16 protein-coding genes are annotated in these 17,414 nt (G+C 35.6%); 2 read left to right on the top strand and 14 right to left on the bottom strand.

Annotation, left to right across the window (positions count from 1 at the left end):
- The 8 genes from HUW50_RS15945 to qoxA all read right to left on the bottom strand — a co-directional run bounded on the left by HUW50_RS15945 (position 1) and on the right by qoxA (position 8,520).
- The gene (locus tag HUW50_RS15945; protein WP_066324909.1) at positions 1 to 576 is read right to left on the bottom strand and encodes a TetR/AcrR family transcriptional regulator; all 576 of its coding nucleotides are present in this window, start codon (positions 574 to 576) and stop codon (positions 1 to 3) included.
- A 16-nt stretch (positions 577 to 592) separates the two neighbouring features.
- On the bottom strand, positions 593 to 1,315 hold the full coding sequence (locus HUW50_RS15940) for an MBL fold metallo-hydrolase (protein ID WP_066324902.1): 723 nt from the start codon (positions 1,313 to 1,315) through the stop codon (positions 593 to 595).
- A 176-nt stretch (positions 1,316 to 1,491) separates the two neighbouring features.
- On the bottom strand, positions 1,492 to 3,171 hold the full coding sequence (locus HUW50_RS15935; protein ID WP_066324900.1) for a glycoside hydrolase family 13 protein: 1,680 nt from the start codon (positions 3,169 to 3,171) through the stop codon (positions 1,492 to 1,494).
- Between the two features lie 70 nt (positions 3,172 to 3,241).
- The gene (locus HUW50_RS15930; RefSeq protein WP_066324897.1) at positions 3,242 to 4,276 is read right to left on the bottom strand and encodes a LacI family DNA-binding transcriptional regulator; all 1,035 of its coding nucleotides are present in this window, start codon (positions 4,274 to 4,276) and stop codon (positions 3,242 to 3,244) included.
- Between the two features lie 397 nt (positions 4,277 to 4,673).
- Positions 4,674 to 4,976, bottom strand: coding sequence for a cytochrome aa3 quinol oxidase subunit IV (gene qoxD / locus HUW50_RS15925; protein WP_066324895.1), 303 nt, complete (start codon positions 4,974 to 4,976; stop codon positions 4,674 to 4,676).
- Positions 4,973 to 5,590 carry a cytochrome aa3 quinol oxidase subunit III gene (gene qoxC, locus HUW50_RS15920; protein WP_066324893.1) on the bottom strand — a complete coding sequence of 206 codons (618 nt, stop codon included), beginning with the start codon at positions 5,588 to 5,590 and terminating at the stop codon, positions 4,973 to 4,975. Before qoxC ends, qoxD begins: the two co-directional genes overlap by 4 nt.
- A 3-nt stretch (positions 5,591 to 5,593) precedes the next feature.
- Positions 5,594 to 7,543 (bottom strand): cytochrome aa3 quinol oxidase subunit I, encoded by a 1,950-nt coding sequence (gene qoxB, locus HUW50_RS15915; RefSeq protein ID WP_066324890.1) that lies wholly within the window; start codon positions 7,541 to 7,543, stop codon positions 5,594 to 5,596.
- A 17-nt stretch (positions 7,544 to 7,560) separates the two neighbouring features.
- Positions 7,561 to 8,520, bottom strand: coding sequence for a cytochrome aa3 quinol oxidase subunit II (qoxA, locus tag HUW50_RS15910; RefSeq protein WP_066324888.1), 960 nt, complete (start codon positions 8,518 to 8,520; stop codon positions 7,561 to 7,563).
- 465 nt (positions 8,521 to 8,985) lie between these two features.
- Between qoxA and cyoE the strand changes: the two genes are divergently transcribed.
- Positions 8,986 to 9,900, top strand: coding sequence for a heme o synthase (gene cyoE, locus HUW50_RS15905; protein WP_066324886.1), 915 nt, complete (start codon positions 8,986 to 8,988; stop codon positions 9,898 to 9,900).
- Between the two features lie 440 nt (positions 9,901 to 10,340).
- Here the strand turns inward: cyoE and cobA are convergent, their stop codons facing one another.
- Complete coding sequence (gene cobA / locus HUW50_RS15900) at positions 10,341 to 11,114, bottom strand: uroporphyrinogen-III C-methyltransferase (RefSeq protein WP_066324876.1); 774 nt, start codon at positions 11,112 to 11,114, stop codon at positions 10,341 to 10,343.
- A gap of 219 nt (positions 11,115 to 11,333) precedes the next feature.
- On the opposite strand from cobA, the gene HUW50_RS15895 reads away from it, so the two are divergent.
- On the top strand, positions 11,334 to 12,215 hold the full coding sequence (locus HUW50_RS15895; protein ID WP_066324871.1) for a dimethylarginine dimethylaminohydrolase family protein: 882 nt from the start codon (positions 11,334 to 11,336) through the stop codon (positions 12,213 to 12,215).
- Between the two features lie 31 nt (positions 12,216 to 12,246).
- Here the strand turns inward: HUW50_RS15895 and HUW50_RS15890 are convergent, their stop codons facing one another.
- The 5 genes from HUW50_RS15890 to HUW50_RS15870 form a co-directional block, all read right to left on the bottom strand.
- Positions 12,247 to 13,023 carry a hydroxypyruvate isomerase family protein gene (locus HUW50_RS15890; protein WP_185653033.1) on the bottom strand — a complete coding sequence of 259 codons (777 nt, stop codon included), beginning with the start codon at positions 13,021 to 13,023 and terminating at the stop codon, positions 12,247 to 12,249.
- Positions 13,020 to 14,003, bottom strand: coding sequence for a Gfo/Idh/MocA family protein (locus HUW50_RS15885; protein ID WP_185653032.1), 984 nt, complete (start codon positions 14,001 to 14,003; stop codon positions 13,020 to 13,022). Before HUW50_RS15885 ends, HUW50_RS15890 begins: the two co-directional genes overlap by 4 nt.
- Before the next feature lie 95 nt (positions 14,004 to 14,098).
- Positions 14,099 to 14,932 carry a carbohydrate ABC transporter permease gene (locus tag HUW50_RS15880; protein ID WP_066324861.1) on the bottom strand — a complete coding sequence of 278 codons (834 nt, stop codon included), beginning with the start codon at positions 14,930 to 14,932 and terminating at the stop codon, positions 14,099 to 14,101.
- Between the two features lie 19 nt (positions 14,933 to 14,951).
- Positions 14,952 to 15,902, bottom strand: coding sequence for a carbohydrate ABC transporter permease (locus HUW50_RS15875; RefSeq protein ID WP_185653031.1), 951 nt, complete (start codon positions 15,900 to 15,902; stop codon positions 14,952 to 14,954).
- A gap of 93 nt (positions 15,903 to 15,995) precedes the next feature.
- A complete protein-coding gene (locus HUW50_RS15870) occupies positions 15,996 to 17,258 on the bottom strand; it encodes an ABC transporter substrate-binding protein (RefSeq protein WP_066324857.1) in 1,263 nt (420 codons plus the stop codon).
- Between the last annotated feature and the right edge of the window lie 156 nt (positions 17,259 to 17,414).

Below are 17,414 nucleotides of genomic sequence, written 5' to 3'. Positions count from 1 at the left end.
TTATGAATCTTTTTTCATCTTGTCAATTCCAGCTAAAAAACTGTCAATTAATAAATGGAGGCTAATATCAAGGTCAAGAGGCAAACCAAACCCACCCTTTTGTTCAAGAGAAGAAAATCCGTGCAAAATGCTCCTTAATCCACGAACAGCATGAAGCGCTGCATTTTCTTCTAAACCGTATCCATTTAACACTTGAATTGTTAAATCAACGATTCTTTGACCTGCTAATTGAATCTCTGTATCTTCCAGAGCAGATGTACTAATTGTTATCTCATATAATCCAGGTTGATCCCTTACAAATGCAACATAAGCATCCGCAATTGCATGGACTGCTTCATCCTTTGATCTTCCAATCGCAGCTTGAGTTAGCTTGCTATAAAGATCATCCATTCCGTGTATAGCTAATTTTCTTCGCAGACCAGTTAAGCCATCAATGTGGTTGTACAAAGATGGTGGTCGTACCGATAGTTTTTTTGCCAATGTTGCTAATGTTATAGCTTCAACACCCTCTTCATTAGCAATTTGAGTAGCTGTTTGTAAGATTGTTTGTAAATTAAGTCCGATTCTTGGTGCCATTCTAATCAACCTTTCTTTATTTCGTGGCTGTTGCAACATTTTTTTCTGCTTTCTGAATAGCCTTTTGGATAAGGAGTTCTGGTTTTTTTATCATTTCTCCATGTCCTACTGCCAATAAGCTAGGTTTTAATTTTTCAATCTTTTTTACACTTTCAATTGATAGTTCTTTGTCCCATGTGCCAAATGCAGGAAACGGAAAAAGTGGAACAATTTGGCCGCTTACCGCGGTTCCTCCTCTTGTCTGCATCGCATCACCGACAATTATTGCTTGGTTACGAGTATCAAAGAAAGAGATTGAGCCGGGCGTATGACCTGGAGTTGCGATAACCTGTAATGATCCAATGCGGTCACCTTCTTCTAGCAGACAATCAGCTTGTGTTGTTTTAAGACTTTTAGGAACTCCGCCTTTGATTGGTATTTGCGACTCATTTCTGTCTAATGTTTTATCCCCTTTTAGTAACCGACTTTCACGAGTAGAGATGGAAACAGGGACATGAGGGAATTTACTTTTCAATTCATCTAAGGCACCAACATGATCTACATGTGAATGTGTTAATAAAATGTTCGTAAGTGGCTTATCAAGTTTTTCAATTACATGTAAAATTCCTTTGTAACTGCTCGGTATCCCTGTATCAATTAGCGTAAGCTCCGTTTGCTCTTCAATTACGAAACAATTCACTGGAAAAAAGCCTGGTAAAAATGTAAGTTGATATACAGTTTCTTCCTTTGATAATTTCATAAAAAATCTCCCCTTTAATCTAATTAGTTTTAAAACTAATATAATTAGTTTCATTGTAACTAGTTTCATTATTTTTAACAAGAGGACTTTTTACATAATTTTCTAAAAATAATTTTAATTCCAATACCATATTAAAAAGGCATACCACTAAATGTGATACACCTTCATTAAATCAATCAGTTTTTAATTCGATATACTCTAGTTTCATATGGTTTTAGAGTAAACTTACTAACTAAGTCGTGGTCAAGTACAGCATGATTTGCTAGCAATAAGTCATCTGAACCTACAGAGAAATCCAATACATCATCCCAAGTCGCTATTTCCTCCGATAGATTTGAGAACACAACAACCTTGTCATTATCCATTGTACGTGTGTACGCATAAATTTGCGGATGATCATCAAGAATCAAATTATAGTTTCCATAGGTGAATACTTCATTTTTCTTCTTAAGTTGTATCATTTTTTTATAAAAATGAAGCACTGATGACTCATCTTGAAGTTGATTTTCTACATTTATTTCTTTAAAGTTCTCATTCACACCAAGCCATGGTTTTCCAGTTGTAAAACCTGCATTTTGCTCTGATGACCATTGCATCGGTGTTCTTGAATTATCGCGACTTGAAGACCAGATTACATCCATAATATCCCCATGTGCCACGCCTTCCTCACGTTTAATTCGGTACATATTTTTATCTGCAACATCATTGTAATCTTCAATGGAATTAAACTTTACATTCGTCATTCCAATTTCTTGTCCTTGATAGATAAACGGTGTTCCTTGCATAAGGAAGTACATCGCCCCAAGTGCAGTTGCACTTTCAAACCAATATCGAGTATCATTTCCCCAGGTAGATACTCTGCGTGGTTGATCATGATTTTCGATAAAAAGCGCATTCCATCCTTTGTTTTCAAGACCTTTTTGCCATTTTGATAAAACATTTTTCAATTCAACAATGTCTAGCTTTTTCTTTTTACCTGCATCCCATAACGATAAATGCTCAAATTGGAACACCATGTTGAATTTTCCTTTTTCTTCACCTACCCACTCGTCAAGGTCTTCTTTATCCTCTGCTTTCACGCCATTTGCTTCTCCAACTGTCATAATATCGTATTTAGAAAAGGTTTCTTCCTTTAATTCTTGAAGATATTTATGAATTCCACTTACATTCATATGCTTATCAAAAGATGGAACATATTTTAGTCCCTTCTCATTTGGCATATCCTCTAAGCCTTCTTCTTTATTAATGTGACTAATTGCATCAACACGGAACCCATCAATCCCTTTATCAAGCCACCAATTAATCATTTCGTATAAAGAATTTCTCACCTCTTTGTTTCGCCAATTAAGATCTGGTTGCTTTGTTGAAAAGAGGTGAAGATAATATTGTTGGGTTTTTTCATCATATTTCCAAGCAGAACCACTAAAAATACTTTCCCAGTTATTAGGTTCCTTGCCGTCCTTACCATCTTGCCAGATATACCAATCACGTTTAGGATCATCTTTGGATGAACGAGATTCAATAAACCATGGGTGTTCATCACTCGTATGGTTAATAACCAAGTCAATAATGAGCTTCATCCCGCGATTATGAACTTCCTCTAATAATTGATCAAAGTCTGCCATTGTTCCAAAATCACCCATAATATCTTGATAATCGCTAATATCATAACCATTATCATCATTAGGTGATTTGTACATTGGACAAATCCAAATGACATCAATTCCTAAATCTTTTATATAATCTAATTTTGAAATCATGCCTTGCAAATCACCGATACCATCACCATTAGAATCCATAAAACTTCTAGGATAGACCTGGTATGCGACTGCTTCTTTCCACCATACTTTTTTCATTTATTGTTTCCTCTCTTTCTTACGAATGGGTTCAGTTATCTACTCTCAAAATTTTCAATATATATATCTGTTACATTGGGATATTCTTATTATTTGCACAAGATTTACGCTCAATGATTTTCGTAGGAATTGTAATCCGCCTAGGTAACAAATCCGGGTTTTTTATGATTTCAATTAAACACTTTGCTGCCTCAAATCCAAGTTGATAAATCGCTATATCAACTGACGTAATTGATGGCTTTGAATGCTCAGAAAGCAATAAATTATTAAAGCTAACAATTGATACATCATCAGGAACACGAATCTTCATATCTTCAAGGTGACTAATTATTTCATAAGCTATTAAATCATCCTGAGTAACGAGCCCTGTTGGTGGTGACTGCAAATTCATGAGTGCGGTAATAGCTTTCTTACCATTTTCTTTTATTAACTCTTCATTGACTAAGTATTCATCATTGAATGGAATTCCTGCTTCACTTAGAGCTAATTTGAAACCATTTAATCGATCAATTGTGACAACAAAGTCTAGACTACCACCAACAAAGGCAATATTCTTATGGCCTAACTTGATTAAATAATTCGTAATTTGTTTTGTAATAAAAATATTATCGTTATCTACATACGTAACTCGTTCTTCATTTTCATCAGGCCTTCCAACTACTGTAAAAGGAAAATCTGCTTCTTGTAAAAATTTCATCGTTTTATCGTTCACCCGAGAATATAGGAGAACAATTCCGTCAACTCGTCTTCCTTGAACCATAGAGGTGACCTCTTCAAAGATTTCATCCTCCGTTGATCCGGTTGATAAATAAATACCATATTTATTAGTGTGTGCATTTGTGCTTATTCCCCTTAATACTTCGGGGAAAAAGGGGTTTTGAAATGCATGAAAAGCAGAATTAGGCATAATCACACCAATTGCCTGAGTGCTTTTAGCAGCTAGGCTACGAGCTTGAAAATTAGGGTGATAACCTAGTTGTTCCATTACTTCCCGAACACGTTTTTTCGTTTTTTCACTAATTCGTGGGCTATTTGAAATAACTCTCGAGACAGTTGATGGTGCTACATTTGCTTCTTTTGCGACATCTTTGATTGTAACGATCATAGCAACCTCCTTAACAAAGGAAAGAATTATCCATTTAAGTTGTGGTATAATATAAGAAATTTTTCGAACCAAAATTCCTTATTTTTTCAATATCTTAGCGCTACAGATTTCGACTCAATTCTACCCTGAATATTATATTTTATTCTAAACCTGATTAAAATGAGATAACGCTTCAAGGAAAACGTTTGCGCAAATCTAGAATGTAATAAATAGCATATCTCTTTGAAGGTTCTTCACCATATTTTAAAAAACTTTATGAAATCGTTTGCGCAATCTCGAATTTAATATATCATATATAAATTAAACACACAATATGTACTGTCTAGTTTAATTTAACGGTAGTATAAAAAACCCGAGTGAAGAACACTTAGTCCTTACTCGGGTTTTCGTATTATTATTAGTGCATAGATGTCATAACCCAAACTGTTCCTACAACGATGATGATTGCAATTAATGCTGCAGATATCATCTTACCTACCTGCCAAACACCACTTTCGCCTTCAGATACGTGCATGAACATAAATAACTGAATAGCAGCTTGGAGAAATGCAAGGCCGAATACAATAATTATAATTGTATTTAATGGTAAGTCTGTGTATAGACCCAACCAAACCGCTAGAAATGTTAAAACAATTGATAAGATGAAACCAATAACTTGTGACCACGGAAAATGGTTATGATTACTTGTATTATTTGTCATGATCCCACCAACCCTAATAGGTAAACACCTGTAAAGACAAAGATCCATACAAAGTCTAAAAAGTGCCAGTATAAACTTGAGATAAATACCTTTTTAGCTGTATCGGGTGTTAAACCTCTTTTTATAACTTGAAGAACAATTAAGATAATCCATCCAATACCGAGTGATACATGAAGTCCGTGTGTTCCAGTTAAAAAGTAAAAACCTGACCAGAATGCGTTTGTACCAAGAGTAGCACCCTCATGTACTAAATGGATGAACTCAGTAATTTCCATATATAAAAAACCTAAACCGAACAATAATGTAATCACGATCCAAACAATCATTGATTTAACGTTTTTTCTTCTCATTTCATTAATCGCTAATCCACTAGTAAAACTACTTGTTAGCAATAGCAATGTCATGATTAATGTGTTCTTAAGATCAAAAAGCTCACTAGGCAGAGGACCTCCGCCTGTGTGCCCATCTAGTACAAAAAATGTTGCAAAGATTGTAGCAAATAGAGCCATTTCAGCGCCCAGGAAGATCCAGAATCCAAAGATATTCAGTCTGCCTATTCCAGACTGATATTCCAAGGGCGTGTCAGGACTTATATTTTCGTTTACATGTGCCATCAATCACGCCTCCTTTTTCTCTTCCGTTTTTAAGATTTCATCCACGCTGACATAATAACCTTCATCTTCTTTATGTGAGCGAAGAGATCGAACTGCTAAACATGCTAGGACGCCGATGCCTCCCAATATAGCAATCCACCAAAGTTTAAAGACTAAACCGAAACCTGCAACAAAGAAGAAAGCTGACATAACAATAGGTGTTCCTGCGTTACTTGGCATATGAATTGGTTTATATTCGATTTTTTCTTTTTGTTTCTCTTGTTTCATAAGCCAGAATGCATCATAACCTTTAACTTCAGGAACAACTGCAAAGTTATAATGTGGAGCAACCGCAGTTGTTGTAGCCCATTCAAGTGTACGTCCATTTCCCCAAACATCTCCTGTTGTTTCTCTTTTAGAATAACGGAAGCTGTAATATACGTTATACACAAGGATCATGAAGGCAATCCCCATTCCAATACCGCCAATCGTTGATATAACGTTTAATCCAGTCCATCCATCTTCTGGACCGTAAGTGTATACACGTCTTGGCATACCATCAAATCCTAATAAGAATTGCGGTAAGAAACAAACATTAAAGCCAATCGTAAAGAACCAAAACGTCCATTTTCCAAGTCTTTCATTTAATTTATGACCAAACATTTTTGGATACCAGAATACAAACCCTGCGAAGCAAGCAAATACTGTTCCGGCAATTAATGTATAGTGAAAGTGAGCAACAAGGAAGTAACTGTTATGGTACTGAAAATCAGCAGCTGCCATACCAAGCATAACCCCTGTAACTCCTCCGATTAAGAAGGTTGGAATAAAACCGACAGACCAAAGCATTGGTACAGAAAACTCAATCCGACCTTTATAAAGTGTTAGTAACCAGTTAAAGATTTTAATTCCTGTTGGTATCGCAATGGCCATTGTCGTGATTGAGAACACAGAGTTAACCGCTGCGCTTCCACCCATTGTAAAGAAATGGTGAACCCAAACTAGGAAGCTTAGGAAGGAAATCGTCACGATTGAAATAACCATTGATTTATAACCAAATAATGTTTTTCTTGCGAATGCCGAGATAATTTCAGAGAAAATACCGAAAGCTGGCAAGATAACAATATATACTTCAGGATGTCCCCAAATCCAGAATAGGTTTGCCCAAAGCATCGGCATACCTCCGTCAGCTAACGTAAAGAAATGAGTACCAAATATACGGTCAAATGTCATTAACGCTAGTGTGACAGTTAATACCGGAAAGGCAAATACGATAATAAAAGCAGTTACAAGCGATGTCCATGTAAACATTGGCATTCTAAGTAACGTCATACCTGGAGCACGCATTTTAATGATTGTTACAATAAAGTTAATACCAGTTAAAAGTGTACCGATCCCTGAAATCTGTAAACCGAGTAAATAATAGTTTATTCCTGGTCCAGTACTACCTTCAATTGCTAAAGGAGCGTAGTTCGTCCAACCTGCATCTGGTGATCCACCAAATACAAACGAAATATTAAATAAAATTGCTCCAAAGAAAAATGACCAAAAGCTCAAAGCATTTAAATATGGGAATGCTACGTCTCTCGCTCCAATTTGCAGGGGAACAACGACGTTCATTAGCCCCATAACAAAAGGCATTGCCATGAAAATAATCATGATAGTACCATGTGTTGTGAAAATTTCATTATAATGATGTGATGTTAAAAACTCATTATTAGGAACAGTCAGTTGGGCTCTCATTAATAATGCATCAACACCACCACGGAAAAGCATGACAATAGCTGCAATAATATACATAATTCCTATTTTTTTGTGGTCGACAGTTGTTAACCACTCTGTCCATAACCATTTCCATTTTTTAAAGTACGTTAAGATAAATACGATCCCAATCACAGATAATAAGATGGAAATGTTAGCCCCAATAAGCATTGGATCATTTAAAATTAAATTATCCTTAATAAAATCGAACATTTGGTGTTCCTCCTTCCTTAGTGATGATGATGTGAGTTTGATTCATCCGTTGAATCTGACTCTTCTTGATCGTTTTCTTCTTCATCTTGTACACCTACTTCAATCCCGTATTTTTCACGAATCTTCATCGCATATTCACCGGAATCAACCCCGTGGTCTACAATATCTAAATGTGTATTTGAAAACGTCAATTCTTCTACTGTTTCAGGCAACATCAATTTTTCATATGTTTCTTCAGTAAGTTCTGGTGCGTTTTCTTGTGTATCTTTCAACCAATTTTGATACTCGTCTTCTTCTAAAGCAACAAAATTAAACTTCTGGTGAGTCATACCTTCTCCTGTAAAGTTAGAGTTCATGCCATCATATATTCCAGGTTCATCGGCCTGAAGGTATAAATCATTGACCATTCCAGGCATTCCATATTCTTGTCCACCTATTTGTGGAACCCAAAACGAACTCATCGAATCTGCTGAGGTAATTTTGAAAAGGATTGGATGATCTTCAGGAACATTCACATAATTAATTGTTTCAATATCCTCCTCTGGATAACTGAAAATCCATTTCCAATCTGCAGAAGTTGCATGGATCACAATCGGTTCTTTATGAGCTGTTTCCTTTGGTGGTTGTTCCAATTCATATAGGACCTTAACAGTTGGAATTGATAAGGCGATGATGATTACAATTGGAATAAGCGTCCAGATTATTTCCAACTTCGTGCTACCATGAATGTTTGGCTCATGATCCTTTTCATTGAAATTTTTTCGGTCACGAAATTTCACAATAACAAAGGCAAATAAGACGTAAACAACAATCATGATAACTAGCATAAAGTAGATAGAATACATAATAAGATCACGTAGAGTTTCAGCATTAGGGCCTTTCGGATCAAATACAGCAAGTTCACTACAGCCACTTAATACGATTAAAAAAAGCAAACCCATCACTACACTTATCAATGGTTTAAATTTTTTGAACATCTATGTTCACCTTCCTTTCTAAAAAGTAAAAGATTAAGAATGAAGTAGATACAATTTAAATAACAAAATGTTTACATCTACACATACTATCAAAATATAAAAAAAACGAAATAGCTGAATCCGCTTTATTGACTAACATTCAAAAATTAGACTAAGTTTTTTCACAGATTGTTAACAATATTGGTAAAGTATTTATGTATTGGTAGATAAAAAAGCTTTGTCCTTTCTAGCAATAAGCAATAATAGTAAATAAAAAACCCGTTATCTATCAATGGTAAGTGACTATTACACGTCTCTATATCTATTTAGACTGTTTTCCCATCTTTTAAGATCATAAACTTAGAAAATGTTAATAAATCGCAATAGCTTTATGACAATAATGTGTACTTTTGGAATTTGTGATACTATTTCGGTACTTTTTGCTCATAATTAATGTGTAATAGTAAAAGAAAGAGGAGAATGGTTGTGAAAAACACTGAACTAACTTTAACAGGTTCATTTTCATTGAAACAGTATTTTTCATGGAAAGTGATTAAGTTAATTATAAAAACAGGTATTATCAAATCAAATCTCATGGGGATGTTTGCAGGTCTCTGTCTTGCTTTATATATGAATGACTCAGGTTTTGTTGAACAGCTACCAAACATTATTATTTCCTTAATTGGAACATCCTTTGTCGTTGGTGGCTCAGGTGCGATAAATAACTATTATGATCGAGACATTGATTCTAAGATGCAAAGAACCAAAGTTCGACCTACTGTTGATGGATCGATTAATCCTAGATTTGCGTTATGGTTAGGCATCATTCTTGTTACTGTTGGATTAGCACTTCTACTATCGGTATCAATATTTGCAGCAATTATGGGCTTTTTAGGTTTTACCTTTTATGTGTTTGCCTACACAATATTCACGAAACGCTCTACTATCTATAATACTGAGGTAGGAAGCTTATCTGGAGCCATGCCACCAATTATTGGCTGGGCAGTTATTTCTTCAGATATTTTCCACCCAGTTGCTATCGCGCTTTTTGTGTTTATGTTCTTATGGCAACCTCCACATTTCTATGCAATTGCAATTAGACGATTGGAGGAATACAAGACAGCTGGAGTACCAATGCTTCCTGTAGTAAAAGGTATACATCGTACAAAAGTACAATCCCTTCTGTATCTAGTCATTTTGCTGTTTGCATCAATTTTATTTTTACCCTTTAGTAAAATAATTGCGTTTAGCATGTTTGGACTAACCTTAGCTTGGATGATTCTTGGTATCTGGGGCTTCAAGAAGGTTGACGATATCAAATGGGCGAATTTAATGTTTGCTTTTTCTTTAATTCATCTAACAATTCTTTTCTCACTTATGATTATTGTTTCATTAATCTAATATTTAAAAAGAGGCTGGGACATAACTAAATTGACCATTCTTAAAGCCGAATAATTTCTAATTTAATTAAGCGATATAAATAAAAAACCCAAACTATTACGAAACTCTAAATTAGAATTTCGCATGATAGTTCGGGTTTTTCTTTGGCTGAAATACTTTTGTCCCAGCCTCTTTAGATATATTTAAATTAGACTGTCGCATACTTTGTTGCTATTTACCAAGTAATGCGGTGTGGTTGATTTCCGTTCCAGTTGCTCGCTTTCCGCGGGGCGGGCGGTGAGCCTCCTCGGCGTATACGCCTGCATGAGTCTCACCTGTCCCACTACTCCCGCAGGAGTCTCGCAATCCGTTCCAATCAACCTGAATTAGTTTTTGTTTCAAAAGCAACAATCTCTTAGAAAAGAGTTTAAATTATAAACAAACAAGCTTTGGTCATTCGTTTACTTGTTACTTTTATGTTTCACAACATCCTCAAACCATTTTATTTTATCGCGCATTTCAACAACTTGTCCTACTAAAACAATGGCAGGGTGAGTGATATTATTTTTCTTTACTTCATCGACGATCGTTTCCAGGTTACCAGTAATGGTTACTTGTGAAGGTGTTGTCCCCCATTGAATAACTGAAACAAGTGTTTTACGGTTTTTACCATGTTCAATTAACTTTTGACAGATATATGGCAGATTTTTAATTCCCATATAAAATGCAATTGTATCAATCCCTTGTGCTAAAGCAGCCCAATTAATCGTATCTGTTTGCTTGTCTGCTCTGCCATGTCCTGTCACAATAGCAAAAGATGATGCATAATCACGATGTGTTACTGGTATTCCAGCATAAGCAGGTGCTGCAATCCCAGATGTAATCCCTGGAATCACTTCATAAGGAATCCCTTGATTTTTTAAAACCTCAGCTTCTTCCGCACCACGCCCAAAGACAAAAGGATCTCCCCCTTTTAAACGAACAACAACTTTATCTTCCAGAGCCTTTTCTACTAATGTCTCATGTATTTGCTCTTGAATTAGCTCATGTTTTCCTGGAAGCTTTCCGCAATAAATAAGCTCAGCATCCTGTTTGGCATGTTCCAATAACTCTTTACTAATCAGGCGATCGTAAACGATGACATCTGCCTTTTGAATGCACTCTAATCCATAAACTGTAATAAGTTTGGGATCCCCAGGACCCGCTCCCACTAAATATACTTTACCTTTACTCATTTTTTAACCTTCTTCCAATACCTTATGATTTTCTTTAGTTTTATTATAGTCTTTTTCTTTTATAAATTGGAGGATTTTCATATTGTTTATAATTGGATATAAGGAGTGTATTTGACGATTATTTTGAGATTTGGCTAGCAGATAGTTATGTTAATACGTTTTAATCTGTCAAAATAGGGCATATTACAACCAAACTGCTTTTAAGTTTGGAGGACACAAATGAATATACTACCAGATTACATAAAAAGCTCTTGTTTTAGTGAATACGATATATTAAAAAAAGTCGTTTTATGCCAACCTGATTTTATGACGATTAGAGAACCTATTAATGAAACGCAAAAACAATATCTGAAAGAAAACATTGATACAGATCTTGCAAAGAAACAGCATAAGATATTTGTCGAAACGTTACAAGAAAATGGAATTGAAGTCATGTTGCTTCCTCCTGCAGAAAAATTTCCTGAACAAGTATTTACTCGTGATATCGGTTTCACTCTCGGAAATCAGGTGTTTGTTGCAGAAATGGCACATGATGTTCGTAAAGGTGAAGAAAGACCATTTATCAATTGGCTAGAAAATGAAAAAATAACTTATACAAATCTGATTGGAGATAAAATTGAAGGTGGAGATGTTTTAGTTGATCGTAACACGGTATATGTTGGTGTTAGTAATCGAACAAATGAAAATGCCATTCAGCACTTACAAAGCATATTACCGTCTTATGACGTAATCGCTATTCCTTTTACTGATACCTATTTACATTTAGATTGTGTTTTTAATATTATATCGCCAAATGATGCATTAATTTTCCCAGGAGAACTTGATGAGGAAAAAGAAAGACTACTCTCTTCCAGATACAATTTAATTGAAGTTTCTAAAGAAGAACAAGCAACCTTAGGTACAAACGTCCTTTCAATTGGAGAAAAACGGGTCATCAGCTTGCCAATTAATAAACAAGTTAATAACAAACTTAGAGATCTTGGTTACCATGTCATTGAGGTAGATATTACCGAAATCATTAAATCCGGTGGTGCTTTCCGCTGCTGTACACTTCCAATTCTCAGGGATCAAGAAAATTTAGAAAAGCCAAAAAGCGATTAAAAAAATCGCTTTTTGGCTTTTTTATATAAGTTTAAACTGAAAGTGTCTCTACATTTTTTAAAATCGTTTGTTTAAACACATCTAATGCTTCATCTGTATCAATTGTATACCCACATTCCAAACCAACATACCCATCATATCCTGTTTCTTTAATGGCATTTAAAATGTTGATATAGTTCAACTCACCTGTGCCTGGCTGTTTTCTACCTGGATTATCAGCAATATGGTAATGACTAATTCGATCAATATAATTTGTTGCATTACGAATAACATTTCCTTCGGTAATCTGTTGATGATAAACGTCAAATACTAACTTTACATTTTGACTATTTACTTGATCAATGACAGACACTGCTTCATCTGAATATTGGAGAAAGTGTCCACGATGATCAACCAATCCATTTAATGGCTCGACCTCCAAGATAATGCCAGCCTCCTCACAAAGTGAAGCAGATTGCTTTAAAGTTTCAACCATTGCTTGTTGTTGAATTTCACGGGACATACCATCGATCACGTTTCCGGTTTGGGTAATAATCGATTTTGTACCAAGAATTTTACATGCCTCAATTGTTTGCTTTATTCCATCAATATATTCTAAGCGTTTCGACTCATCAACTAGGTTAAAAAATTTCGTACACGTAGCAATAATCCCTACACCGATTCGATCCTGTTCTTTAGCTACCTGTTTGATATCTAAGTCCCACCAGCTATAATACTCTAGACCTTGAAAACCATGCTCTTTTATTTTTTCAAGGTGGTAGACGACATCTTTTCCTTTATATGCTCCAATGCAAAGAGAGTATTTCATGTACGGGACAGCTCCTTTAAATGAATTGGTTTACCAATATCCGCAGATTTATTTGCTGCTAATGTGACATTATGAGTCTTAATGGCATCTCGATAGTCAGATAAAATCTTTGAAGAATCTCCAGTTAAAATTGCGTTAACAAAAACTTCATCCTCTATTAAATATGGGCTTTTTCTTTCTTTATACTCTGTTATCGATTCAGGTTTAATATCCTTTAAACCTGAACTACTAATTTCGAGTACTCCTTGATCTGTATATAAATCCAGACCCACTTTATGCCCAACCGGTGACATACAAGTATTAGAGATCGTTGCGATACTGCCATTTTCTAATTTCATTGTGACAGTTCCAACATCGGCAACTGTTGTCCCCTCTACCTTTTCATGCATAACCCGCTGACTGTATGCAGCAAAAACTTCAATAACCTCCCCACTAAGATACCGGAGTAAATCAACAATATGGGTTGTTTGTTCAACGAACTGGCCACCTGATCCAGTTTGAACTCTCCACCAAGGAACCATAGGCATTCCACCCATCCAGTATCCTAACGACATCCCTAGTTTTCGTTCATTTAGTAAATCCAAAGCTCTTCTTGTTGCTTCCTGATATCGCCAATGATAGCCAACAGAGGTAATGATCTTTTTTTGTTCAATTTTTTTAAGAATCCCATTTGGTGAATGATCAATTCCAAGGGGCTTTTCAACGAGAAATGGAATTCCTCTATCGATTACTGCGTTCTCTGCCTCACCATGTGCCATTGGCGGAACACATATGTATACTGCATCAAGCTTACGGTCATCCAACATTTCATTTAAATTATTGTAAGCCTTTGCATTTTTCCATTCACGAGCTTCCTTTTGTGCTCTTTCTAACTGAATATCAAAAAAGGCAGTTACCTCTGCATCTTGAATCTTCGCTAAATTATTTAAATGTGCCTTTGCTATACCACCAGTTCCAATAAAACCAATATTTAGAGCCAAACGAATCTCCTCCTATTATATAATAAAATTGATCAAATTAGTTTCTTAAAAATTGGTTAGATCACCCCCTTTTGATAAAAGAAAATAGGAAACTCCTAATCCTTTACCGCACCGGCTGCAATCCCTGAAATAAACTGGCGACTGACAAACATAAATAAAATAATTAATGGAAGAGTGGCTAATAGTGTTCCAGCCATGACCATTCCATAGTCAGTGTCGTATATTCCATTTAATTGTGATAGTGTCACTTGCAATGTATATTTAGCAGGATCATTTAAAATAACTAACGGCCATAAATAGTCATTCCAAATGCTTATAAACGAGAATATTCCTAAGAAAGCAAGGGCAGGTCTTAAGATCGGTAAGCCAATATTCCAATAAAGTCTAAAATGGTTGCACCCATCTAATCTTCCTGCATCAAGCAGACTATCATGTATCGCTTCTTCAGAATATTGCTTGATCCAAAAGATTCCAAAGGCATTTGCCAGACCAGGGATAATAAGCGCTTGAAAGGTATCAACCCAGCCAATCTTTGAAATCATAATGTAAGAAGGAACAAACGAAAGCTGAGACGGAATCATCATGGTAATTAATAGTGAAGTAAACAGAAGCTTTTTTCCAGGAAACTGAAATTTTGCAAATGTAAAACCTGCTAGTGAACAAAAGAATAGTATAGCAACAGCTGAAGTTGTTGAAACAAAGACTGTATTTAAAAAGGCTTTAAAAAAATCTACATTTTGGAGTACATTATTTATATTTGTAAAAAGTTCAGAACCAAAAATTAATTTTGGTGGGAACCTTAATATATCACTTGTTTTATTTGTCGACATTACGGCCAACCAATAAAACGGAAAGATCGAAATAAAAACACCGATTAATAATAGAAAATGTAAAACTAGCTTTTTAAGTCCTGCATACTTTCCATCCATTTTCAATCCCCCCTAATCATTATTTCGCTCCAGTTTTTTGAACGATTTTCCAATTCAGTAATGAGAACAGCGCAATAATGACAAATAGTGCCCATGATACAACAGATGCATAGCCATATTGACTCTCACCAAATGCTTGCTTATACATATATAATGTAATCGTTAAACCTGACCCACCTACTCCGCCTGAGTTACCAAGTAAAACCTGAGGCTCAGTAAATAATTGCATGGATCCAATCGTTGTCATTAATACTGTAAAAAGAATAATAGGTCTTAAAAGTGGAATTGTAATGTGGAAAAACATCTGAACAAGGTTTGCCCCATCCATTTTTGCTGCTTCATATAACGTATTTGGAATACCTTGTAATCCAGCTAAATAAATGATTGCATTATACCCTGTCCATCGCCAGACGACCATCGATGCAATCACAACCTTAATCAAAAACTCTGATTTTAGCCATTCCACAGGATCAAGACCAATTGTCGTTAAAACATAGTTTAAAAGGCCATAGCTGTCCCCAAAAATCGACTTAAAAATAATCGTAACTGCTACAATTGATGTTACATTCGTGACAAAAAAGGCTGTACGATAAAACCCTTTAAATTTTAAAAGTGGTGTATTAAGTAAGAAGGCAATCACTAATGCACCGAATAGCATCGGAATCGCCGAAAGAAACCAAATCGCAAAGGTATTTCCAACAGACTGCCAAAAAACCATATCGCTTAATAAATATGTAAACTGCTTAAGTCCTACAAACTCCATTGCACCGAGCCCACCCCATTTATGAAAGGATAAGTACAATGAAAAGACAATCGGAAACAAACCAAAGATTAAAAATAATAGATAGAAAGGTGAAATAAAAAGATAAAGGGTACGATTTTTATAGATTTCACGCCATAAGCTTCCTCTACTAGCTGGTGTTATCGGTTGAACACTTGCTACCTTTTTTGTATTAGCTACATTATTCATGCAATCCCTCCTCAATCTACAATCTGTCAAAGGAAAAGTACTAGGTTAATAGCCAAGTAATTCGGAGCACCTAGTACTTTCCTATTTATTTAGTTAGCGTGAAAGTTCTTTTTCAACCTGCTCTAAAACCTCATCCCAAGCCTTATCTGGATCAAGGTCCTGGTTCGCGACATTTGTTAATTGATCAAGAAACATTGTATTAACTGAACTGTAACTAGCACCAAAATAACGTGGCTTTACATTTTCTGCAGATTGACTAAAGATTTCTGTTGTATTTTGATTACCAAAGAACGCTTCCTCACTACTCATTTTTGGATCGTCGTATACACCAGGAGTCGATGGAAATAAATCCATTGTCGTATACGCCTGTAATTGATTTTCAGGGCTCATTAACCACTTAATTACTTCATATGCTTCTTCAGGATGCTTAGACGCTTTAGTAATCCCGATGAAAGATCCTCCATTATTTCCATCTCCACCTGGTGCTCGAGCAACACGCCATTTACCTGCTGTATCAGGTGCAGCATCCTCGAGGATTTTCTTTGTCCATACAGCACCAATAAACGAAGCAATTTCTCCATTATTCATTCCTGCATTCCATTCAGTACCGTCTACTAAATTTGCACTTAAGCCCTTTTCATGGACAGCCACTGCCAAATCCCAGGCTTTTTTGACATTACCGCCATCACCTATAAAATTATCTTCTTCATCAAAGTAAACACTGTCACTTTGACTTATATTTTGAGTAAAGACCCTATTAATGCTATCAAACATCTTTACTCCTGTTGCAGCTTCTACTTTTTCACCAGCCTCTATATAATCCTCCCAAGTAGAAAGTTCTGCAGAAACTTCAGCTGGATCTGTTGGCAATCCTGCTTTGGCAAAAATATCTTCTCTATAAAATAAAGCAGTTGGGCCAGTATCAATTGGCAAGGCAATTAACGTTTTATTGTCTGGAGTTAACGTATAATTCCATTTCCACTCTAAGTATTGGTCCTTTAATTCATCTGCGCCATAGTCTAGTAAATTTACAAATTGATCAGTATAGGGAAGGAATTCATTAGCCCAATCGTTCATTGCAACAATATCTGGAGCTCCTGATCCTGCTGCTAATGTTGTCTGAAGCTTTGTTTTATATTCTGCCCCATCAATTTTTTGCGGTTTAAGATTTACGTTTGGAAATTCCTCCTTAACTTTTGCCAATAAATCATCATCAAGCGAACGATTCCAATACCAGAGGGTAAGTGTTACCTTTCCATCACTATCTTCTTCAGTTGTGTTAGATTGTGAGGAACTACACCCTACCATTGCAAAAACAAGTAATAACACTAAAAGAAAGCTTAATTTTTTTCTCATCAGTTAAAAAACACCCCTTTTTAATGTAATCAACACTTGCAAATTGGACATCTAGAATTCCTACTCACCCCCTTGGTAGAAAAAGTAATAGACTTTTATGTATCCGCTTTCATTAAAACTATCACTAATCTTACTTCAAGAGTAACTTACATCAAT

It is taken from the genome of Metabacillus sp. KUDC1714 (genome assembly GCF_014217835.1).
Lineage (GTDB): Bacteria > Bacillota > Bacilli > Bacillales > Bacillaceae > Metabacillus > Metabacillus rhizosphaerae.
This window is presented reverse-complemented; position numbering and strand designations above follow the sequence as displayed.